The organism is Curtobacterium sp. 9128 (assembly GCF_007673775.1).
Classification (GTDB): domain Bacteria; phylum Actinomycetota; class Actinomycetes; order Actinomycetales; family Microbacteriaceae; genus Curtobacterium.
In genome coordinates this window covers 1-19,875 of record NZ_VEAF01000006.1, presented here as the reverse complement: position 1 = coordinate 19,875, position 19,875 = coordinate 1, and the positions used below count along the sequence as shown (strand labels likewise).

The window sequence follows — 19,875 nt, the reverse complement described above, 5'->3', positions numbered from 1 at the left end:
GGAACGACATCGTGGTCGTCGTACGACGTCGACGATGTCGCTCGTGCGCGTGTGCAACTGTCGGCGTGCGCATTGAGCGACACGGTCGCTGTCGTGTGACATCGACGTCGTCGTTCCGAGTCGACACCGCGAGGGGCTGCCCAGCCCCGCCCCGCCCCGCCCTCTCAGGCGCCGGTGCTCGCCCGCGGCACCAGCCGGGTGGGCAGCGACGGGGCGGGGGCCTCGGTGCCGTCGAGGGTCGCGAGCAACCGGAGCGCGGCGGCCCGCCCGAGCTCGGCACCGGGGAGCGCGACGCTCGTCAGGGCCGGCGCGGTGACCGACGAGGACGGCAGGTCGTCGAAGCCCGCGACCGCCAGGGCCTCCGGCACCGGGATCCCGCGCTCCGCGGCAGCCCGGAGGACGCCGTACGCCAGGGTGTCCGCCGCGGCGACGACCGCCGTGACGCCGGATGCGAGCCACGCGTCCAGGACGGCCGACACCGTGGTCGCCGCGGCCTCGATGGACAGGTCGGCGCTGGCGCCGCGTTCCGAGACGGCGATGCCCGCAGCCGTGCAGGCCTCCTCGAACAGGGTGCGACGCACGGCGAACGTCGCCGCGCGCGAGGTGCCGTCGAGGTACGCGACCCGACGGTGTCCGGCGGTGCGGAGGTGTCCGACGAGGGCGTCGACCCCGGGGGAGAGGTCGTAGTTCACGGCACCGAGGCCACCGGGAGCGTCGAGCAGCACCACCGGCACGGACGCGCGCATGGACGCGCCGGCCGCCGGAGCGTCCACGAGGATGCCGGCGGGCCGGAGTCGTTCGAACCGGCGGACGTCGGCGTCGACCGGCTGCTCGCCGCGCTCCGTGACCGAGAGCACGAGCTGGAAACGGTCGCCGATGGTGTCCCGGACGCCGCGGATCACCTCGGCGAAGAACGGGTTCGACAGGTCCGGCGCGATGAGCACGACGAGGTCACCACTCCCGCGGGCCAGTGTGCTCGCGGCGTGGTCGACGACGTACCCGAGCTCCTCGACGGCGTCACGGACCCGGGTCGCGATCGGCACGGAGACGCGTCCGCGGTCCTTCCCGTTCACGACCAGGGACACCGTCGCGATGCTCGTCCCGGCGCGCTCGGCGACCATCGCGGCGGTGACGCGACGGTTCTCACCGGAAGAGGTTGGCACGGGTCGATGCTACCGATCGAGCCTCGCTCGACTTGACGTCAAGCGCTTGATGCTGTGTGATGTCAAACGCTTGACGCGGCGTGCATGGCGCGTCAGGCCACCGACCTCGCCGGACGATCCCCCATGTCGCCCGGCATCCCCGACGAAGTGGAGCCCTGACGTGCCGAACCCCACCGCGCAGAAGATCATCCTCGACTGCGACCCCGGTCACGACGACGCAGTCGCCATGCTGCTCGCGCACGGCAACCCGGACATCGACCTGCTCGCGGTGACGACCGTCGTGGGCAACCAGACCCTCCCGAAGGTCACCCGCAACGCCCTCGCGGTCGCGCGCATCGCCGGCATCACCGGCGTGCCCTTCGCCGCCGGCGCCGAGCGGCCGCTCCTCCGCGAGGTCGAGGTCGCTCCGGAGATCCACGGGGAGAGCGGCCTCGATGGTCCGATGCTCCCCGAGCCGGCGTTCGGACTGGACGAGCGGCACGCGGTCGACCTGATCATCGACACGGTGATGGCGCACGAACCCGGCACCGTGACGATCGTGCCGACCGCCGGGCTGACCAACATCGCCCTGGCCGCCCGCAAGGAACCGCCCATCATCGAGCGCGTCAAGCAGGTCGTGCTGATGGGCGGTGGCGTGCACGTCGGCAACTGGAGTCCCGTCGCCGAGTTCAACATCGTGATCGACCCCGAGGCCGCGGACATCGTATTCCGAGCCGGGTGGGACGTCGTGATGGTCGGCCTCGACCTCACACACCAGGCGCTCGCCACCCCCGAGGTCGCGGAGCGCATCGCCGCCGTGGGCACCGGACCCGCCGCGTTCGTCGGCGAGCTCCTGGACTTCTTCGGGCAGACGTACCGGGACGTGCAGGGCTTCGACGCCCCGCCGGTGCACGACCCCTGCGCCGTCGCGTACGTCATCGACCCCACGATCGTCCGCGCCGTCAAGGTCCCGATCCGCATCGAGACCCAGGGGGCGCTGACGCTCGGCATGACCGTCGCTGACTTCCGCGCGCCGGCTCCGGAGGACTGCCGCACGAGTGCCGCGATGGAGCTCGACCACGGACGGTTCTGGGATCTCGTGGTCGACGCCCTCGAGCGCATCGGCGAGACCCCCGACACCGGCTGGACCCCGCGGTCCACGGGCACCGCCGCCGCGGCACACGACACCACCACCCCCACCACCACGGAGCACTGAGACCATGAACACCGCATCGACGACGAAGTCGATCGGCGCCCTCACCGCCGCCCTCCTCGCCGCGTGCATCGCGTTCCAGCTGAACGCGAGCATGCTCAGCCCCGCCCTGGTCACGATGGCGCGGGACCTGCACACCGACGACGCCACCATCGGGCTCTCGCAGACGCTGTACTTCACGCTCGCCGCGCTGTTCTCGCTCTTCCTGCCCCGTCTGTCCGACATCGTCGGCCGCAAGCGTGTGCTCCTCGGCATGCTCGCCGTGATGCTCATCGGCAGTGTCGTCGCCGCCCTGGCGGTGAACGTGCCGATGCTGTTCGCCGGGCGCATCATCCAGGGCGTCACCGGCCCGGTCGTCCCGATCTGCCTGCTCGTCCTCCGCAATGAGATCAGCGACCCGAAGCGCTACGGTGCCGCCCTCGGGCTGCTCACCGCGGTCAACGGCGGCATCGCGGGGATCGACTCGCTCGCGGGCGGCTGGATCGCCACGAACTTCGGGTTCCGCGGGATCTTCTGGGTCATCGCCGTCGTCACCGTGGTCGCGCTCGCGCTGGTCGCGGTGTGGGGCGTGGAGTCCCACCCGTCCGAGGGCACCCGGATGGACTGGGTCGGCGTCGTGCCCCTCGTCGTGAGCGTCGGCGCGCTGCTCACCGCCTTCAACGAGGCCGGCAAGCTCGGCGCCGCGAACCCGGCGATCGTCATCGGCGGGATCGTCGTCGCCCTCGCTGCCTTCGCCGTGTTCTGGGCCGTCGAGTCCCGGGTGCGCGAGCCCCTCGTGGAGACCCGGTTCCTCAAGCGCCGCGCGACGTGGGCGCTCCTCGCGACGACGTTCCTGACGATGACCGGCGTGTTCGCGGTCGTCAACGGCCTGGTCACGAGCCTCGCGCAGAACCGCGACGCCGGGTTCGGGATGGAGGCCGACCTCGCCTCCCTGGTGTTCCTCACGCCGTACGCGCTGGTCGGCTGGATCGTCGGGCCGTTCGCCGGTCGGCTCGCGCCGACCCTCGGCTACCGCGCGATCCTGCGTGTCGGGCTCGTCGGCAGCATCGTCGCGACGCTCCTCATGGCGTTCGTCGGCGTGCACTCGCTGCCGGTGCTCGTCATCGCCACGGTCCTCATCGGCATCACCTACGCCGGCATCGCGAACATCATCCTCAACGGACTCGGCATCGTCCTGTCGCCGGAGTCGAACCCCGGCTTCCTGCCCGGCCTGAACGCGGGGGCCTTCAACCTCGGCGCCGGCGTCAGCTTCGCCGTGCTGCCGGCGCTGCAGATCGCCCTCGGGGTGGGCGGGTCGGCCGGGACCGCGGGGTACTCCGGTGGGATGCTGCTCGGAGCCGTGATCACGATCGGCGCCCTCGCCGTGTCGTTCCTCATCCCGCGCCCGTCGGACGCGGAGACGACATCCGCCCTGCCCCAGAAGGAGACCGTCCGGTGAACACCATCGTCGTCGTCGGGTCGCTCAACGCCGACCTCGTGGTCCGCACCGAGCGCTTCCCGAAGCCCGGTGAGACCCTGCACGGATCCGACCTCGCGATCCTCCCCGGTGGCAAGTCCGCCAACCAGGCGGTCGCAGCCGGGAGGCTCGGGGGCGCCGTGCGCATGATCGGTGCGGTCGGCGACGACGGGAACGGGGCACTGCTCCGCGACTCCGTCGCGGCGGCGGGCGTCGACACGACGCACGTCGCCGTCCGCGAGGGCGTCGCCACCGGCACGGCCGTCATCACGGTCGACGGCCACGGGGAGAACACGATCGTGATCTCCGGCGGCGCGAACGCCACGCTCACGCCGGACGACGTCCCCGCCGATGCCGTCACCGACGCGGCGGTGCTCGGCCTCTGCCTCGAGGTGTCGATGGACGTCGTGCTCGCCGCCGCCCGCGCAGCACACGACGCCGGCGTCACCGTGCTCACGAACCTGTCCCCGTTCGGTGACGTCCCGCGGGAGCTCCTCGACCTGACGGACGTCCTGCTGGTCAACGAGCACGAGGCGGCCGAGCTCGGCGACCACGGCGTCGCCCGGTCGATCGTCACGCGCGGTGGGGACGGCTGCGTCGTGCACGACGGGGTCGCCGACCCCGTGACGATCCCCGCGGTCCCCGTGGACGCCGTCGACACCACGGGGTGCGGGGACGCCTTCATGGGCGCGGTCGCGCTCCGCCTCGCCGCCGGCGACGACCTCGCTGCCGCCGCGCGCTTCGCGGTCGGCGTCGGCGCGTTCGCTGCGACGGGAGCCGGGGCGCAGGCCTCCTACCCGACCACGGACCAGCTGGAGGCGTTCCTGCGGGCGTGAGTCGGGCCTCCTGTCCGGGCCGACGCTTTCGCGCAACGCCGCGGTGGATGCCTCCGGTCGAGCCGACTGATGTATTGCCGGTCACGTGCTCGTTGCGCTACCGTGCTGTCGCCGGAGGCGCCGATGTCTCCGTCGGATGATCGGCGAGGGGGAGAAGATGTCGAGGTCCCGTGCAACTCTGCCGTTCGCTGTCGCTGCGAGCCTGACCCTCGTCGGACTCGGTGCCGTCCTCGCCAGCGGCGCTTCGTGGCTCGGGAGAGCTGCGCTCGGAGCAGCGGTCTTCATCGCGATCGTCTCCACAGGAGCAGCCATCAGGCGACGCCAGAAGCACCATCGATGAGGAGAACGACGCGAGCGCCCGGCAGAGGTACCCGGTGCTCGCGTCGTTCACGAGGTTGACGGTGGATCAGCGACTCCTCGGCGGCGCGAGCAGCCAGGGCCGGAGCATCGTCGTCACGAAGGGCAGCACCCAGAACGTCATGATCGGCGTGAGGACCAGCGTCGTCACGAGGACTCGTGGCACCGCGGCGAGCTCCGCGAACGACGGCACGAGGAGCCCGACCAGGAGCGTGAACACCAGGTTCACCGGGAAGAAGCCGAGCCAGATGCTGACCGCCTGCTTCCACCGCGGAGGGGCGCTCGACACGGGAGCATCAGCCGGGGCGTCGAACCAGCCCTCGATGCCGGTGCGCCGCTCGACGCGGGACTCCACGACGAGGTCACGGCCGAGCTCGAGCCACCGCAGCCGGTCGTCGGAGTTCTCCCACGTGGCCAGCGAGTCGTGGTCGGCGAAGCGGTAGAGCATGTGCCACTCGCGGGACTGCGCCCGAGAGCGGACCCAGCCGGAGCCGAGGAACCCCGGGTAGCGGTTGGCGAGGTTCACGCCGGACTGGACCCAGCGGGTGACCTCGGGGATGCGGTCGGGTTCGACCAGGCGGGTGATGGACACGGTGACGGGCGGCCCTGCGGTCTCGGGTGACGATCGCAGGCTCCCTGGCTCTTGTGGAGTCATGGCATCAGTGTCGCCGACCCGTGTTTCACGCTCGTGTCACGGGACGGACGTGGTGGGTACCTTCGGGCCATGGGCAAGGCGCACGGTGACCAGGGCTCGATCGAGCGTGGGCGGCACGAGACCCCGGCGGAGCGCTGGGACCGGAACTGGGCCGACATCCAGCAGGAACTGCGGATCGTCCAGACCGGCACCCAGATCCTCGCGGGCTTCCTCCTGACGCTGCCGTTCCAGCAGCGGTTCAGCAGCCTCGAACGGGTGCAGCAGACGGTCTACCTGGTGCTGGTCGTCCTCGCCGCCGTCGTGACGATCGTCGCCCTGTCGGCGGTCTCGACGCACCGACTCGTCTTCCGGCACCGGCAGAAGCACGACCTGGTCCGGGCCGGCAACGTCGTCCTCCTCATCGTGCTCACCGCGAGCGCACTGCTGTTCGCCGGGACCGTGGCGTTCGTCTTCGACGTCGTGCTGGGCGCCCCCGGCGGTGTCGTCGGCGGTGCTGCGGTGTTCATCGGGACCGGGGTGCTCTGGACGGCGTTGCCCGTCGCGCTCCGACGGTCCTCCGAGGACGAGGACGAGGACGAGGACGAGGACGAGGACGAGGACGAGGACGAGCGGGACGACTGATCGCGGCAGGACCGGGCTAGCGTGCCCCGTGTGCCCTCGACGGGATCTGCGTCGCGAGCTTGCCGCCGGAGACGTCGTGCAGCGCACCGGTGATGTAGCCGGCCTGGTCGCTGGCCAGGAAGAGCAGCAGGTTCGCCACGTCGTCCGCCGTCTCCCAGCGTCGCAGGGACAGCGTGTCGAGGAGCCGGTCCTGCTCCTCCTGGGGCCGGGTGGCGAATCCGTTCATCGCGGTCGGGACCATGCCGGGGGCGTACGCGTTCACGGTGATGCCCCACGGACCGAGTTCGGATGCGAGCACACGCGTGAAGGACACGACGGCAGCCTTCGACGCGGCGTAGGCGGCGCTGCCGACGCTCGGGACGATCGCCGCGAAGGACGCCGCGTTGATGATCCGACCCCGGCCGGCGCGCTGCATGACCGGTGCCACTGCCTGGCTCATCAGGAAGACGCCGCCGAGGTTGACGTCCATGCACCGCTGCCAGTCCGCCCAGCGCAGTTCAGCGACGGTGCCGTCGACGTTGATGCCCGCGTTGTTGACGAGGACGTCGATGGTGCCGTGTCGCGCGACCACCGCCGCCACGGCGTCGCGGACGGACTCCGGGTCGGCGACGTTGCAGGGCTCGGTGTCGACGGTGCGACCGTCGACGGCGGGCGGACCGTCCGGGAAGGCGAGGTCGAGTGCGACGACCCGGGCGCCGTCGGCGGCGAACCGCTCTGCGATCGTGCGGCCGATCCCGCGGCCGGCTCCCGTGACGACGACCACGCGGTCGGTGATGTCGAGTTGCATCGTTGCTCCCCTCGGTGGGTCTCGATGAGCATACTGTTGGGCGATGACGACCGAACGGGTGCTCTGGGTCACCGGCGGCGGCAGCGGCATGGGCGCCGCGAGTGCCGAGGCCGCTGCACGGACGGGATGGACCGTCGTCCTCAGCGGACGTCGCGTCGAGCAGCTCGAGGCGGTCGCGGGGAGGATCCGCGCCGCGGGCGGCGCAGCGCACGTGCTCCCGCTCGACGTGACCGACGCGTCCGCGGTCGAGGCCGCCCAGGAGGCGCTGCTCACCGAGCACGGACGGCTCGACGGTCTGGTCCTCGCCGCGGGGCTGAACGCGCCGGCACGTCGGTGGGACGACCAGACGACGGACTCCTTCCGGCGCATCCTCGACACGAACCTCACGGCGGTCGTCACCGTGGTCGATGCCGCGCTGCCGGCGCTCCGGTCGTCGGGGAGCGGGGTCGTCGTCGTGGTCTCCTCGTACGCGGGGTGGTCGTTCCAGCCGGGAGCCGGGGTCGCCTACTCCGCCAGCAAGACCGCGCTCGGGTCGTTGACGAGGACCCTCAACCAGCAGGAGGCGCCGCACGGCCTCCGTTCCACGCACCTCTGCCCCGGCGACGTGGCGACGGACTTCCTCGACCAGCGACCGCAGGTGCCCGACGCCGCCGCCCGCGCGGTCATGCTGACGCCGGAGGACATCGGCCGGACGGTCGCGTTCGTCCTCGACGCCCCGGCACACGTGCGGATCGACGAGCTCGTCGTCTCCCCGGTCTCCCAGCGCTGACCGCGGGTCGACGTCCCGGGGGTCAGTCCTGCTCGTGGACCGAGACGCGGTCCTGCCGCGCCAGGTCCACGAGTTCGTCCCGGATGCGCTCGCGGAGCCCAGGGGGTTCGGTGCCGAGCGCGGTCTCCGGCGCACGGTCGTCCCGCCAGTCCACTCAGCTGGCCTTCTTCTTCGCCGCGGGCTTCTTCGCCGTCGAGGACTTCGCGGTCGTCGTCTTCTTCGCAGTGGTCGTCTTCTTCGCGGGGGTCCGCTTGGCCGGGGCCTTCTCCGCCGGAGCCTCGTCGGCGTCCGCCTGCTTCGCGGACGACCGCGACGACCCGGACGACCGCGACGACCCGGACGACCCGGACGACCCGGACGACCCGGAGGATCGTGACGACCCGGAGGATCGCGACCCCGTGCCTCCCGTCCGCTTCTTGTCCACGGACGCACGGAGCGCCGCCATCAGGTCGATGACGTCACCGCCTTCGTCGTCGGCGTCGTCGCGCTCGCCGAAGGTCGCCTCGGTGTCCACGTCGTCCCCGGACTCGAGCTTCGCGTCGATGAGCTGCTGCAGCTCGACCTGGTACTCGTCGGTGTAGCGGTCCGGGTCGAAGTCCGTCGACATGCTCGCCACGAGCGACGACGACATCTTCAGCTCGTTGGCGCTGACCTTGACCGAGGTGTCGAGCGCGGCGAAGTCGGCGGAGCGCACCTCGTCGCCCCAGAGCAGTCCCTGCAGGAGCAGGACGTCGTCGTGCACACGGAGCACGCCCAGCCGGGTCTTCTGCCGCAGCGTGAACTGCACGATCGCCAGGCGGTCGGTCTCCTCGAGGGTCCTCCGGAGCAGGACGTACGCCTTCGGCGAGCGGGAGTCCGGCTCGAGGTAGTACGTCTTCTCGAACATCATCGGGTCGACCTGGTCGACGGGCACGAACTCGAGCACCTCGATCTCGTGCGACTGCTCCTGGGGCAGCTTCTTGAAGTCGTCGGCGGACAGCACGACCGTCTTCTCGCCGTCGTCGTAGGCGCGCTCGATGTCGCCGTACTCGACCTCGTGCCCGAGCTCGCAGACGCGCTTGTAGCGGATGCGCGCCTTGTCCTCGTCGTGCACCTGGTGGAGGGACACGTCGTGGGTCTCGGTGGCGGCGTAGACCTTGATGGGCACGTTGACGAGCCCGAACGCGATGGAGCCCTTCCAGATCGACCTCATGCGCTCATGATGCCCGCCCCGAGGCTGGAGCGCCCGGAGTTCGGAGGGAGCACGATGGGGCGCATGAGCCAGCTGGACAAGGACGACCCGCGGACGAAGTACGCCCGACCGCCGTTCCCCGCGCAGACGCAGCAGGGATCGGGCCAGGCGAGCGAGCTGGACCCGCCGGCGGACCACGGCGAGACGAGCTACGTCGGCACGGGACGGATGCCGGGGTACCGGGTGCTCGTGACCGGGGCGGACTCCGGCATCGGCCGTGCCGCCGCGATCGCCATGGCCAAGGAGGGTGCCGACGTGGCGGTGACGGCCCTGCCGGAGGAGATCGACGACCTCACCGAGGTCCGTGACCTCATCGCCGACCTCGGTCGGAACGCCGTCATGCTCCCCGGCGACCTGACGGACGAGGCGTTCTGCGGCGAGCTGGTCCGCGAGGCCGTCCGCGAACTCGGCGGGCTCGACGCGCTCGTGCTGGTCGCCGGACACCAGAAGGTGCACGAGGACGTCACCGAGCAGTCGACCGAGGACTTCGACCGGACCATGAAGGTGAACCTCTACGCCATGTTCTGGACGGTCCGGGCCGCGGTGCCGCACATGGCGCCGGGGAGCGCGATCGTCACGACGAGCTCGGTGTCGGCGTACCAGCCGCAGGACCGGATGATCGACTACGCGGCGACGAAGGCGGCGATCATCACCTACACCAACGGGCTCGCCCGGCAGCTCGCCGCGAAGGGCATCCGCGCGAACACGGTCGTGCCTGGTCCGGTGTGGACGCCCCTCCAGCCGATCAGCTACCCGGGCGACGAGATCGCACACTACGGCGAGAGCGACCCGCTCGGTCGGCCGGCGCAGCCCGTCGAGCTCGGCGGCGCCTACGTCTACCTGGCCGGCCCCGAGTCCTCGTACACGTCCGGCACCACGCTGACGGTGGCGGGAGCGACGGGAGTGGCCCTGTGAGTCCAGCCCGCAGGACGACGGTCCTCGTGGGCGACCGGCGGCTCGCCCTGACGAACCTCGACAAGGTCATGTACCCGGAGACCGGCACGACGAAGGGGCGGGTCATCGAGTACTACACCCGCGTCGCGCCGTGGATGATCCCGCACCTGAAGGACCGGCCGGTCACCAGGAAGCGCTGGGCGAACGGCGTCGACGACAAGGTCTTCTTCGAGAAGAACCTGCCGGACTCCGCGCCCGACTGGGTCCGGCACCACACGATCGAGCACACCGAACACGACAACGAGTACCCGATCGTGGACGACCTGCCGACGCTCGTGTGGATGGCACAGCAGGCGGCGCTCGAGCTGCACGTGCCGCAGTGGCGCTTCGGCCCGCGCGGCGGCCAGCAGAACCCCGACCGGCTGGTGCTCGACCTCGACCCCGGCGACGGCGTCGGGCTCGCCGAGTGCGTCGAGGTCGCGGTCGCCGCGCGGGAGGTCCTGCAGGGCATGGGACTCGAGCCGTACCCGGTCACCTCGGGGTCGAAGGGCATCCACCTCTACGCCGCCCTCGACGGCCGGTCCACGACGAAACACGTGTCCGACGTCGCGCACGAACTCGCGAAGGCGCTCGAGCAGGACATGCCCGACCTGGTGCTGTCGTCGATGAGCCGCGCGGAGCGGACCGGCAAGGTCTTCGTCGACTGGTCGCAGAACAACGGCAACAAGACGACGATCGCCCCGTACTCGCTCCGCGGACGGCAGCAGCCGACCGTGGCTGCGCCGCGGTCGTGGCGCGAGCTCACGGAGCCGGGGCTCGCCCAGCTGACGCTGGACGAGGTGCTCGAACGGGTGCAGGACCACGGTGACCTGCTGCACCCGGTCGCGGCCGCCGCGCTGTCGGTCGGGAGGCCCGACTCCGGTCACTGGGACAGCGACCGGACCCAGCACGCGAACGACGCCGAGCAGCCGGCTCGCGACCGGCTGGCCGCCTACCGCGCGAAGCGGGACGCGTCGAAGACCCCGGAGCCCGTCCCGGAGGACGCACCCCGCGTGCGGGAGGACGGCACGCCGACGTTCGTCATCCAGGAGCACCACGCCACCAGGGACCACTACGACTTCCGGCTCGAGCACGACGGCGTGCTGGTGAGCTGGGCGCTGCCGAAGGGGGAGCCGACCGACCCGGGGAAGAACCACCTCGCGGTGATGACGGAGGACCACCCGCTCGAGTACGGCGGCTTCGAGGGCACCATCCCGGCGGACGAGTACGGCGGCGGGACCGTCACGATCTGGGACGACGGCACGTACGAGCTCGAGAAGTGGCGTGAGGGCGAGGAGGTCATCGTCACCCTGCACGGTCGCACGAACGGCACGCGGCGCCTCGCGATCCTGCACACCCGGGGCCGCGGGCGCGGCCGCGAGGGCGACGAGAAGAACTGGCTCATCCACCGGACGAAGGACCAGCCGGAGGCCACGGACGAGGCGACCGGCGCGACGGGCGCGAGCCGAGCCTCCCGACCGGCGAGCAGGAGCGGCACCGGGGGCGGGCGGATCGACGGAGCCGCCACGGCGGACACCGACCCGGTCGAGCGTCGGACGATGCAGGCGACGCTCGCGAAGGGCGAGCCGCACCTCGACCCGGAGCAGTGGGCCTTCGAGGTGAAGTGGGACGGCGTGCGCGCGCTGGCGACGGTCCGCGACGGTGCGGTCACACTGCGGAGCCGGAACGGCAACGACCTGACGGCGCAGTACCCGGAGCTCCAGGAACTCGCACAGCGGGCCGGTGTCGACGGGGTGTTCGACGGCGAGGTCGTCGCGCTCGACGAGCGTGGGCGTCCCTCGTTCCAGCTGCTGCAGAACCGGATGGGGCTGACGAAGCCGCGCGAGGTGGAGGCCGCGCGGAGCCAGACACCGGTGCGGCTGCTGCTGTTCGACGTCCTCGAGGCGGACGGACACGAACTGACCCGACTCGGGTACGACCACCGGCGGCAGGCGCTCGAGACCGTCGTCGAGCCCGGCGGCGCTGTCGACGTCCCCGCTGCGTCCACGGGCGACCTCGCCCGGGCCGTGGCGGACTCGGCGGCGGCCGGGCTGGAGGGGGTCGTGGCGAAGAAACGGTCGTCGCGCTACGCCGAGGGGCGGCGCTCCGAGTCCTGGCTCAAGCTGAAGCACCACGCCACCCAGGAGGTCGTCGTCGGCGGGTGGAAGCCGGGCAACGGCCGACGGGCCGGCGGGATCGGCTCGCTGCTGCTCGGCATCCCGGGCCCGGACGGCCTGGAGTACATCGGCAAGGTCGGGACCGGGTTCCGAGACCGTGACCTCGACGAGATCCAGACGGTCCTCGGTCGGATCGAGCGGAAGACCAGCCCGTTCGTCGACGTCCCGGCGCCGGACGCCCGGGACGCGCACTGGGTGACGCCGGAGCGCGTGGGCGAGGTCGAGTTCGCGGAGTGGACCGGCGACGGGCGGCTCCGACAGCCGTCGTGGCGCGGGTGGCGGCCGGACAAGGCGCCGGACGACGTGGTGCACGAGGGCTGAGCGCGCGCGTGGCCGAGGATGCGTGCGCATGGGGTCCGCTGGAGGCGAACTTCCGTCCCCCGATCCGCCTCCGCACGGGGGACGAAAGCACCGCGGCCGACCTGCTGTGCGCAGCGGACTGTTACCGTCGCCGAGACGAAAGGGGTGGCGATGAGCGCGAGCAACTACCTGCCACCGTTCTCCGCACGGGAGCGCGTGGAGATGTCGGGGGACGACGCACGGTCGGCAGACGCCGAACCCGACGGGGCGCCGGCGGACGCCGAGGTGACGTACGCGGACTTCCTGGGCGACCAGGTCGACGACTGAGGCCGGCCGAGCAGACACCGGCCGGGCAGACACCGGCAGGGCGGCGACCGGCTGAGCGGACATCGGCAGGGCGGCGACCGGCTGAGCGGACATCGGCAGGGCGGCCCGTGCGCCGGATCAGGGAACACACGGGCCGCCGCCGAAGCGCCGTGACCGGTCGTTCAGGGCGGACCGGCCACGGCGCGCTCGTCACCCGAACGTCAGGGACACTCCGGAGCGGATCGTCCCGAACGGACGGGGGGCACCCCCTCATGACGAACCGAGACCCGGATTCGTCACGCACCGATCCGACCACCACGACGAGGAAGGCCGACTCCTGACCGAGGACACCCAGCTCGCGTCGCTGTCCGACGGGTCGCTCGTGGAGCGCTCGGCCGACGGCGACGCCGCCGCGTTCGGGGTGCTCATCCGCCGGTACGGTCCGCTGATGCGTGCCTACGCCGCGCGGATCCTCGGGCACGGGGACGGCGAGGCGGACGACGCGGTGCAGGAGGCGTCACTGCTCGCCTGGCAGCGGATCGACCGGGTCGAGGATCCGGACCGGGTCCGGACGTGGTTGTTCCGCATCGCGGCCAACAAGGCGCTGGACCGCCTCCGTCGCCGGCATCCGCACCTCGACCTCGAGGCCGTCCCCGAGCCGTCCACCGAGCGCCCCGTCGACGAGGTCGTCGCCGTGCGGATGCAGGTCGACGCGCTGGCGGCGGTCGTGCAGAACCTCCCGGACGCGCAGCGGGCAGTGTGGGTGATGCGCGAGATCGGCGGGGCGTCGTACGCCGAGATCGCCGAGCAGACCGGGCTCTCGGCGGCGAGCGTGCGGGGGCTGCTCGCACGTGCCCGGCGCGCCGTGCTCGAGCGGATGGAGGAGTGGCGATGAGCGACGACCTCGACGACCGCTACGGCGCCTTCACCCTCGACGAGCTCTCCGACTACCTCGACACCGGCCGGGAGCCGGTCCGGGACGACATCGAGGCCGACCCGGCAGCGAGTGCCGCGCTGGAACGGCTCGAACGGCTCCGCAGGGCGTCGGCCGACCTGCTCGACACCGACGTCCGCGCCGCCGGCGCCGCCGACGACGGGTGGATCACGAGCGTCCTCGCCTCGATCAGGACCACCGCCCACGCCGGGCGCGACATCCCGGTCCCCGACGACGACCCGGCCTCGACCCTCTCGGTCACCGAGGGGGCCGTCCGAGGACTCATCCGGTCGCTCGGTGACCGGGTCCCCGGCGTCGTGGTGCGTCGGACGCGGTTCACCGGCGACGTCACGACCGCGGGGACGCCGGTCGACGTCGAGGTCGCGGTCGTCGTCGACCACGCCGCGCCCATCCACGACCGAGCCGAGGCGCTGCGGGTGCTCGTCGCCGCCGCACTCGCCGAGCACACGCCCCTCGTGGTGCGGTCGCTCACGGTCCGGGTGGCGGACCTGATGACCCCGGGGGAGGCTCCGTGACGAACGACACCCGTGCCCTGTCCCGGTCCCTGACCGAGACCGTCCTCGCCGTCGCGGGAGTGCGGTCGGTGATCCCGCCCGGGCCGAGCCTCGCCGTCCTGGTCCGCGACGTCCGCTCAGCGCTCGACCTGCCGCGCGACGGGGGAGCGGTGCTGGTCGATGACCGGCAGGACGGCATGCGGTTCCGGGTCGTCGTCACCGTCGACGCCGGGGTGTCCGCGATCGCCACGCTCCGGGCGGTCCGGGACGCGGTGCGGACGTGTGCCGTCGAGCTCACGGGAGCGGTGCCGACCGACGTGACGGTCCGGGTCGTCGAGATCGCCTGACGACCGGATCGTCTGCCGACCGGATCGCCGGCCGAGCGGATCGCCTGACGACCCGTGTGGTGTCGGCGTCGGGTCAGGCTGCCGGTGCGGGGTCGTCGCCCGCTGCGGGTCCGTCCGCCGCGGGGATGCCCTCGTCCACGAGGTCCTCTTCCTCCGGCTCGACGACGTCCGCCGCCGCTGCCTTCGCCTCGTCGATGGACTGCTGCGACTCGCGGAGGAGGTCGTCGTCGCCGTTCGGTGCCTGATCGCTCATGACGGAGAACCTACGCGGGCGTCCCTGTACCGGTCTCCCGGCGAGGCCGCGGCGGCGCATCGAAGTCGACCGCCGAGGTCGGAGCCGGCGTCGTCGGCATGGCCGGGGCCGCTGGGGCACCGAACGCGTCCGCGGCGTCGAGGACCGCCCTGGTCGCCGTGGCCGCGGTGCGGAGGGCCTCCGCGATCGGCAGGGCTCGGTGCGCCGGTGTCCGGACCTCGACGCCCCACGGCTCGTCGTAGCCGAGTTCGCGTGCGACACGGATGAACCCCGGGAGGTCCCAGGCGCCCGCGCCGGGCAGGTACCGGCCGTCCCGCGCTTCGTCAGCGAGCGTCATCCCGCTCGGGGTCGTCATGAGGCCGTCGCTGAGCTCGACGGCGGCGAGGGTCGACGGGACCACACCCTGACGGATCGACGCGAGCGTGGAACCACCGCGGAGGGCGTGCATCGCGTCGAGCAGGAGTCCGCCGTTCTCGTGCCCGGCCGCGGCGACGAAGCGGGAGGCGCGTTCGACCGTCGGGAGGTTCGACCACGGTTCGGGTTCGAGCAGGAGCTGCGCCCCGACGCTCTCCGCCTGGGTGGCGAGCACTGACCAGTCCTCGAGCATCGCTGCGGGGGAGACACCGGGCAGCGAGACGTCGGCACGGACGACCACCTGCCAGGCGCGGAGGGCAGCCGCTGCCTCGAGGAGCACGCCGCGGTCGGCGTCCTCGCCGGTCGTGCGGCTCGTGCACGTCCACCAGTTGCCGAGCGTGCCGAGCTGGATCCACACGATGCCGGCGTCGTCGAGCATGCGGCGGAGTGCGCTGAAGCCGATGGTGGCGCGGACCTCGTGCAGGTCGTCCAGGGCCAGGGAGATCCCGGCGAACCCGGCGTCGCCGACGGCTCGGACGCGCTCCGCGATGGGTTCGTCGCCGTCCCACGTCCAGGACGTCGCGAGCAGGTCGTGTTCCAACACGTCGCCACCTTCCGTCGCGGTCGCACGGTGCTGCGTCGGCGTCCCGCTGTCCCTGATCTGGCCACGACGCTGGTTCCCCCACCGGCGTCGTCCCTCAGTGGTACTCGCCGTGGCTCGGAAGGTTCACAGACGGCGCTGCCCAGGTCGTCGGTGCTCGGCGTCACACGATCCGGGTGGAGACCGTCCCGACGCCGTCGATCGTGCCGAGGAGGTCGGTGCCCCGCTCGACCCGGCCGACGCCGTCCGGCGTGCCGGTCATCACGAGGTCACCGGGTGCGAGGGCGACGAAGCGGGAGAGCTCGGCGACCACCTCGGCGACGGACCAGATCTGGTCGGCGAGATCGCCGCGCTGCCGTGTCCCGCCGTCGACCTCGAGCGTGATCGCCCCGCGGGTCGGGTCGACCGTGGACGCCGGTACGAGCGTGCCGATCGGAGCCGATGCGTCGAACCCCTTCGCGAGGTCCCACGGTCGTCCGAGCTGCTTCGCCGCTGCCTGGAGGTCGCGCCGGGTCAGGTCGAGCCCGACCGCGTAGCCCCAGACGTGCTCGAGTGCGTGCTCCACCGGGATGTCCGAACCGCCGACGCCGATCGCCGCGACGAGTTCGACCTCGTGCTCGAGCCGGTCGGTCGCCGGCGGGTACGGGGTGTCGGCGCCGTCGACGACGACCGCATCGGCCGGCTTCGTGAAGAAGAACGGCGGCTCGCGGTCCGGGTCGTGGCCCATCTCACGGGCGTGCGCGGCGTAGTTCCGACCGACGCAGAACACACGACGGACCGGGAAGCGCGCGCCGCTCGTCGTCGGGACGGTCGGGGTGGGCGGGGCCGGGATCACGAGGTCGGACACCTGCCCAGCGTGCCACGGGCCGGCCCGGTGCACTCAGTCGGCGAACGAGGCTTCGTACCGCAACCTGCGCGCTCGTGCGCGTTCCTGACGCTCGCGCCATTCGGCCCGGAGCTCCTGGAGTTCGACGTCGCGGCCCTTGGCCAGCATGATCGGGCGGTAGTACTCGCTCTCGAGCAACGCGGGGATGCAGAGCTCGGCTCGGTCCAGGCGCTCCTTGAACGCTCGGTCACTCAGTTTCGAGATCACGGTTCTCCTCCTGTGTCACGGTGTCTGGGAAACGATCACGGACGGCGTCGTACATGTACCTGTCGTCATCCGTGGTCCATCGACGCCCCTGGAGGGCGGTCGCCATGATCGATGCCGCTGCCTGGGCGGACTCGTCGTCGGAGACCGCCCGCTCGGCGACCCATGACCAACGCTTCCACCACTGGTCGCGATGCGCCAAGAACTCTGTGTTTCGACGCAGCGCCCGACCTTCGCGCACGGTGACCACGAGCGATGCGAGTGCGCCGCCGGCACTCGCCGCCGCGACGACCGCGCTGGTCCACGCGATCCAGGTGCTGTCCATGCAGACCAGCCTGGAGCGCTGGAGCCAGCCGCGGGACGTGGCGACCCGATCTGTGGACGGCGATCGGGGCCTCCCGGACGGTGGAGGACCGCGTCCTACTGCCCGGGTGCCGCGCTCTCCGTCTCACCCGTGCCGGGGTCGGTCCCGGCGCCGCCGGACGCGGGCTCGTCCTGCGGCCAGCCCGCGAAGTGCCAGTCAGCGAGGGACGGGTGGTCCTCGCCCTTCGTGTAGGCGTACGTGCGGGCAGCGTCCCGGGCCGCGGACAGCTTCCCGAGCAGCTCGTCGAAGCGGTCCGAGCCGTCAGCCACCCGGGTGAGGGCGTCGTGCGCCAGGGCGAACCGGTCCATCTCGTTGCGCATCAGCATGTCGAACGGGGACGTGGTGGTGCCCCGCTCGAGGAAGCCGTGCACGTGCAGGTCGTCGTGGCCGTTCCGTCGGTAGGTGAGCTGGTGCACGAGCGACGGGTAGCCGTGGAAGGCGAAGACGGCCGGCGTACCGGGGCGGAAGAGCTCGTCGTACCGCTCGTCCGACATGGCGTGGGCGTGCTTCCGGGCGTCCCCGAGCGAGAGCAGGTCGACGACGTTCACGACCCGCACGCCGACGTCCGGCGCGTGCTGTCGGATGATGTCGGCCGCTGCGACGGTCTCCACGGTCGGGACGTCGCCGGCGGAGACGAGGACGACGTCCGTCCGGCCGACCGACTCCTCGGTGCCGGCCCAGTCCCACACGCCGGAGCCCGCCTCGGCGTGCGCGACCGCGTCGTCGAGGGACAGGAACACCGGCTCGGGGTGCTTGCCGGCGACGATGACCTCGATCCGGTCCGTCGTCTCCATCGCGTGTGCCGCCACGGCGAGGAGGATGTTCGCGTCCGCCGGGAGCTTGATGCGCACGAAGTCCTGCTGCTTCGACGCCACGACGTCGAGGAACCCGGGGTCCTGGTGCGAGAACCCGTTGTGGTCCTGCCGCCAGACGTGCGAGGACAGCAGGATGGTGAGGTTCGCGACGGGTGCACGCCAGTCGATCCCCGCGGAGGACTCCAGCCACTTGGTGTACTGCCCGACCATCGAGTCGATGATGTGGGCGAACGCCTCGTACGTGTTGAGGATGCCGTGGCGACCGGACAGCACGTAGCCCTCGAGCATCCCCTCGAGCAGGTGCTCGGACAGGATCTCGACGACCCGCCCGGTCGGGGCGATGTGCTCGTCGTCCGGGCCGTTGCCCGCCCGCCAGACGCGGTTCGTCACGTCGAACACGGCGTCGAGCTTGTTCGACACGGTCTCGTCCGGGCCGAACAGGCGGAAGGAGGAGGGGTTGTCGGCGGTGAGGGCCGCGAGCCAGGGGCCGAGGGTGCCGGTCGAGGAGGCCTCCGACCCGGCCTCCACCCCGAACGACGACAGCGGACGGCGCTCGAGTGCGGTGCGGATCCGACCGCCGTTGGCGTGCGGCGTCGCGCTCATCCGCAGGTCTCCGGCGGGCCGGATGCCCTCGAGGAGCCCGATGCCCGAACCGTCCTCGTCGAACAGCTCGTCGGGCCGGTAGGACTCCATCCACTCCTGGAGCTGCGCGCGGTGGGAGTCGTCGGTGCGGACCGAGGGCAGCGGGACCTGGTGGGCCCGGAAGGTGCCCTCGACCTTCTGGCCGTCGACCTCCTTCGGCCCGGTCCAGCCCTTGGGCGTGCGCAGGATGATCATCGGCCAGCGGGGTCGGATGTCCGCGGCGCCGGCCATCTCGCCCGCGGCGGCACGGGCGGCCTGTGCGCGGGCGGCGGCCTGGATGTCGTCGATCGTCGCGAGCGCGCGTCGGAGGGCGCCGTCGAACAGGGCGTGCACCGCGAAGGGGTCGTCGCCCACGCGTGCGGAGTCGACGACGATCGGCTCGTACCCGAGCCCGCGGAAGTACGCCGTCAGGTCCTCGGCGGGGATGCGGGCGAGGACCGTCGGGTTCGCGATCTTCCAGCCGTTGAGGTTGAGGATCGGCAGCACCGCACCGTCGGCCACCGGGTCGAGGAAGGTGTGCGCCTGCCACGAGCCGGAGAGCGGACCGGTCTCGGCCTCACCGTCGCCGACGACACAGGTCACGATGAGGTCGGGGTTGTCGAGGGCCGCACCGTAGGCGTGCGCGAGGGAGTAGCCGAGCTCGCCGCCCTCGTTGATCGACCCGGGGGTCTCCGGTGCCGCGTGCGAGGGGATGCCGCCGGGGAACGAGAACTGCCGGAAGAACTGCTGCAGGGTCGTGCCCGGGTAGAGCTCCTGCCACGTGCCGTCCAGCCAGGCGTTCGCGTTCATCGCGGGGCCGCCGTGCCCGGGGCCGCAGATGTAGAGCATCTGCCGGTCGGAGGCGGCGATGAGCGCGTTGCAGTGCGCGTACACGAGGTTGAGCGCGGGGGAGGTGCCCCAGTGTCCGAGCAGCCGCGGCTTCACGTCGTCCGGTTCGATCGGACGGGACAGCAGCGGGTTCTCCATCAGGTAGATCTGCCCGACGGTGAGGTAGTTCGCTGCACGCCACCACGCGTCGATCGCGCGGATGCGGTCGGTGGTCTGGAGCTGCTCGGTCGCCATGCACCCGAATCTACGGAGGAGTCCGAGCGAAGGGATCAGGAATCCGTCCAATCCGTTCTGGTGAGGGTGTCGAATCACTTGCACAGTCCGGGAAACACCCGGGGCGCTCACCAGC

General features: G+C 71.8%; 22 protein-coding genes. 11 read left to right on the top strand and 11 right to left on the bottom strand.

Features of this window, described 5'->3' with window-relative positions; translation table 11 throughout:
• Positions 1-164 precede the first annotated feature (164 nt).
• Entirely contained in the window at positions 165-1,163 is a 999-nt protein-coding gene (locus tag FS641_RS13520; RefSeq protein ID WP_260855831.1) for a LacI family DNA-binding transcriptional regulator, read from the bottom strand.
• Positions 1,164-1,323: 160 nt separating this feature from the next.
• On the opposite strand from FS641_RS13520, the gene FS641_RS13515 reads away from it, so the two are divergent.
• The 3 genes from FS641_RS13515 to FS641_RS13505 are packed head-to-tail and all read left to right on the top strand — an operon-like array spanning position 1,324 to position 4,647.
• Positions 1,324-2,358, top strand: a complete 1,035-nt coding sequence (locus FS641_RS13515; protein WP_144764683.1) for a nucleoside hydrolase — start codon at positions 1,324-1,326, stop codon at positions 2,356-2,358.
• 4 nt (positions 2,359-2,362) lie between these two features.
• A complete protein-coding gene (locus FS641_RS13510; protein WP_144764681.1) occupies positions 2,363-3,793 on the top strand; it encodes an MFS transporter in 1,431 nt (476 codons plus the stop codon).
• Positions 3,790-4,647 carry a ribokinase gene (locus tag FS641_RS13505; protein WP_144764679.1) on the top strand — a complete coding sequence of 286 codons (858 nt, stop codon included), beginning with the start codon at positions 3,790-3,792 and terminating at the stop codon, positions 4,645-4,647. The genes FS641_RS13510 and FS641_RS13505 overlap by 4 nt, the downstream gene beginning before the upstream one ends.
• 406 nt (positions 4,648-5,053) lie before the next feature.
• Here FS641_RS13505 and FS641_RS13500 read toward each other — a convergent pair whose 3' ends face one another.
• Positions 5,054-5,659: an antibiotic biosynthesis monooxygenase gene (locus tag FS641_RS13500; protein WP_144764677.1), complete on the bottom strand. Its 606-nt coding sequence runs from the start codon at positions 5,657-5,659 to the stop codon at positions 5,054-5,056.
• Between the two features lie 69 nt (positions 5,660-5,728).
• Here FS641_RS13500 and FS641_RS18155 point away from each other — a divergent pair, with 69 nt between their 5' ends.
• Positions 5,729-6,280, top strand: coding sequence for a DUF6328 family protein (locus tag FS641_RS18155; RefSeq protein WP_186317763.1), 552 nt, complete (start codon positions 5,729-5,731; stop codon positions 6,278-6,280).
• A 16-nt stretch (positions 6,281-6,296) separates the two neighbouring features.
• Here the strand turns inward: FS641_RS18155 and FS641_RS13490 are convergent, their stop codons facing one another.
• Positions 6,297-7,067: an SDR family NAD(P)-dependent oxidoreductase gene (locus tag FS641_RS13490; RefSeq protein ID WP_144764675.1), complete on the bottom strand. Its 771-nt coding sequence runs from the start codon at positions 7,065-7,067 to the stop codon at positions 6,297-6,299.
• Between the two features lie 43 nt (positions 7,068-7,110).
• Between FS641_RS13490 and FS641_RS13485 the strand changes: the two genes are divergently transcribed.
• Positions 7,111-7,836, top strand: coding sequence for an SDR family oxidoreductase (locus FS641_RS13485; RefSeq protein WP_144764673.1), 726 nt, complete (start codon positions 7,111-7,113; stop codon positions 7,834-7,836).
• Positions 7,837-7,858: 22 nt separating this feature from the next.
• Here the strand turns inward: FS641_RS13485 and FS641_RS18460 are convergent, their stop codons facing one another.
• Both FS641_RS18460 and FS641_RS13480 read right to left on the bottom strand, forming a co-directional pair.
• Positions 7,859-7,990: a hypothetical protein gene (locus tag FS641_RS18460; RefSeq protein ID WP_260855830.1), complete on the bottom strand. Its 132-nt coding sequence runs from the start codon at positions 7,988-7,990 to the stop codon at positions 7,859-7,861.
• A complete protein-coding gene (locus tag FS641_RS13480; protein ID WP_144764670.1) occupies positions 7,991-9,028 on the bottom strand; it encodes a Ku protein in 1,038 nt (345 codons plus the stop codon).
• A 63-nt stretch (positions 9,029-9,091) separates the two neighbouring features.
• On the opposite strand from FS641_RS13480, the gene FS641_RS13475 reads away from it, so the two are divergent.
• From FS641_RS13475 to FS641_RS13455, 6 genes are all read left to right on the top strand, one after another.
• Positions 9,092-9,982: an SDR family oxidoreductase gene (locus tag FS641_RS13475; RefSeq protein ID WP_144764668.1), complete on the top strand. Its 891-nt coding sequence runs from the start codon at positions 9,092-9,094 to the stop codon at positions 9,980-9,982.
• A complete protein-coding gene (locus FS641_RS13470) occupies positions 9,979-12,498 on the top strand; it encodes an ATP-dependent DNA ligase (protein ID WP_144764666.1) in 2,520 nt (839 codons plus the stop codon). The genes FS641_RS13475 and FS641_RS13470 overlap by 4 nt, the downstream gene beginning before the upstream one ends.
• A gap of 150 nt (positions 12,499-12,648) precedes the next feature.
• The gene (locus tag FS641_RS18150) at positions 12,649-12,804 is read left to right on the top strand and encodes a hypothetical protein (RefSeq protein ID WP_186317762.1); all 156 of its coding nucleotides are present in this window, start codon (positions 12,649-12,651) and stop codon (positions 12,802-12,804) included.
• Positions 12,805-13,165: 361 nt separating this feature from the next.
• Positions 13,166-13,678: an RNA polymerase sigma factor gene (locus FS641_RS13465; protein ID WP_260855829.1), complete on the top strand. Its 513-nt coding sequence runs from the start codon at positions 13,166-13,168 to the stop codon at positions 13,676-13,678.
• Positions 13,675-14,253 (top strand): hypothetical protein, encoded by a 579-nt coding sequence (locus tag FS641_RS13460; protein WP_144764664.1) that lies wholly within the window; start codon positions 13,675-13,677, stop codon positions 14,251-14,253. Before FS641_RS13465 ends, FS641_RS13460 begins: the two co-directional genes overlap by 4 nt.
• Entirely contained in the window at positions 14,250-14,579 is a 330-nt protein-coding gene (locus tag FS641_RS13455; RefSeq protein ID WP_144764662.1) for a hypothetical protein, read from the top strand. Before FS641_RS13460 ends, FS641_RS13455 begins: the two co-directional genes overlap by 4 nt.
• 73 nt (positions 14,580-14,652) lie before the next feature.
• On the opposite strand, the gene FS641_RS13450 is transcribed toward FS641_RS13455, so the two are convergent.
• From FS641_RS13450 to FS641_RS13425, 6 genes are all read right to left on the bottom strand, one after another.
• Complete coding sequence (locus FS641_RS13450; protein ID WP_144764660.1) at positions 14,653-14,832, bottom strand: hypothetical protein; 180 nt, start codon at positions 14,830-14,832, stop codon at positions 14,653-14,655.
• 10 nt (positions 14,833-14,842) lie between these two features.
• On the bottom strand, positions 14,843-15,790 hold the full coding sequence (locus tag FS641_RS13445) for a sugar phosphate isomerase/epimerase (protein WP_144764658.1): 948 nt from the start codon (positions 15,788-15,790) through the stop codon (positions 14,843-14,845).
• Positions 15,791-15,950: 160 nt separating this feature from the next.
• Positions 15,951-16,634 carry a fumarylacetoacetate hydrolase family protein gene (locus FS641_RS13440; RefSeq protein WP_144764656.1) on the bottom strand — a complete coding sequence of 228 codons (684 nt, stop codon included), beginning with the start codon at positions 16,632-16,634 and terminating at the stop codon, positions 15,951-15,953.
• 33 nt (positions 16,635-16,667) lie between these two features.
• Positions 16,668-16,880 carry a hypothetical protein gene (locus FS641_RS13435; RefSeq protein ID WP_144764654.1) on the bottom strand — a complete coding sequence of 71 codons (213 nt, stop codon included), beginning with the start codon at positions 16,878-16,880 and terminating at the stop codon, positions 16,668-16,670.
• A complete protein-coding gene (locus tag FS641_RS13430; protein WP_144764652.1) occupies positions 16,861-17,202 on the bottom strand; it encodes a hypothetical protein in 342 nt (113 codons plus the stop codon). Before FS641_RS13430 ends, FS641_RS13435 begins: the two co-directional genes overlap by 20 nt.
• 95 nt (positions 17,203-17,297) lie before the next feature.
• Positions 17,298-19,760 carry a phosphoketolase gene (locus tag FS641_RS13425; protein ID WP_144764650.1) on the bottom strand — a complete coding sequence of 821 codons (2,463 nt, stop codon included), beginning with the start codon at positions 19,758-19,760 and terminating at the stop codon, positions 17,298-17,300.
• Positions 19,761-19,875 lie beyond the last annotated feature (115 nt).

Coding starts and splice junctions, on each gene's coding strand:
- FS641_RS13510 (WP_144764681.1), top strand. CDS start 2,363: ATGAACACCGCATCGACGACGAAGTCGATCGGCGCCCTCACCGCCGCC.
- FS641_RS13500 (WP_144764677.1), bottom strand. CDS start 5,659: ATGACTCCACAAGAGCCAGGGAGCCTGCGATCGTCACCCGAGACCGCA.
- FS641_RS18155 (WP_186317763.1), top strand. CDS start 5,729: ATGGGCAAGGCGCACGGTGACCAGGGCTCGATCGAGCGTGGGCGGCAC.
- FS641_RS13490 (WP_144764675.1), bottom strand. CDS start 7,067: ATGCAACTCGACATCACCGACCGCGTGGTCGTCGTCACGGGAGCCGGC.
- FS641_RS13485 (WP_144764673.1), top strand. CDS start 7,111: ATGACGACCGAACGGGTGCTCTGGGTCACCGGCGGCGGCAGCGGCATG.
- FS641_RS13480 (WP_144764670.1), bottom strand. CDS start 9,028: ATGAGGTCGATCTGGAAGGGCTCCATCGCGTTCGGGCTCGTCAACGTG.
- FS641_RS13475 (WP_144764668.1), top strand. CDS start 9,092: ATGAGCCAGCTGGACAAGGACGACCCGCGGACGAAGTACGCCCGACCG.
- FS641_RS18150 (WP_186317762.1), top strand. CDS start 12,649: ATGAGCGCGAGCAACTACCTGCCACCGTTCTCCGCACGGGAGCGCGTG.
- FS641_RS13460 (WP_144764664.1), top strand. CDS start 13,675: ATGAGCGACGACCTCGACGACCGCTACGGCGCCTTCACCCTCGACGAG.
- FS641_RS13450 (WP_144764660.1), bottom strand. CDS start 14,832: ATGAGCGATCAGGCACCGAACGGCGACGACGACCTCCTCCGCGAGTCG.
- FS641_RS13430 (WP_144764652.1), bottom strand. CDS start 17,202: ATGGACAGCACCTGGATCGCGTGGACCAGCGCGGTCGTCGCGGCGGCG.
- FS641_RS13425 (WP_144764650.1), bottom strand. CDS start 19,760: ATGGCGACCGAGCAGCTCCAGACCACCGACCGCATCCGCGCGATCGAC.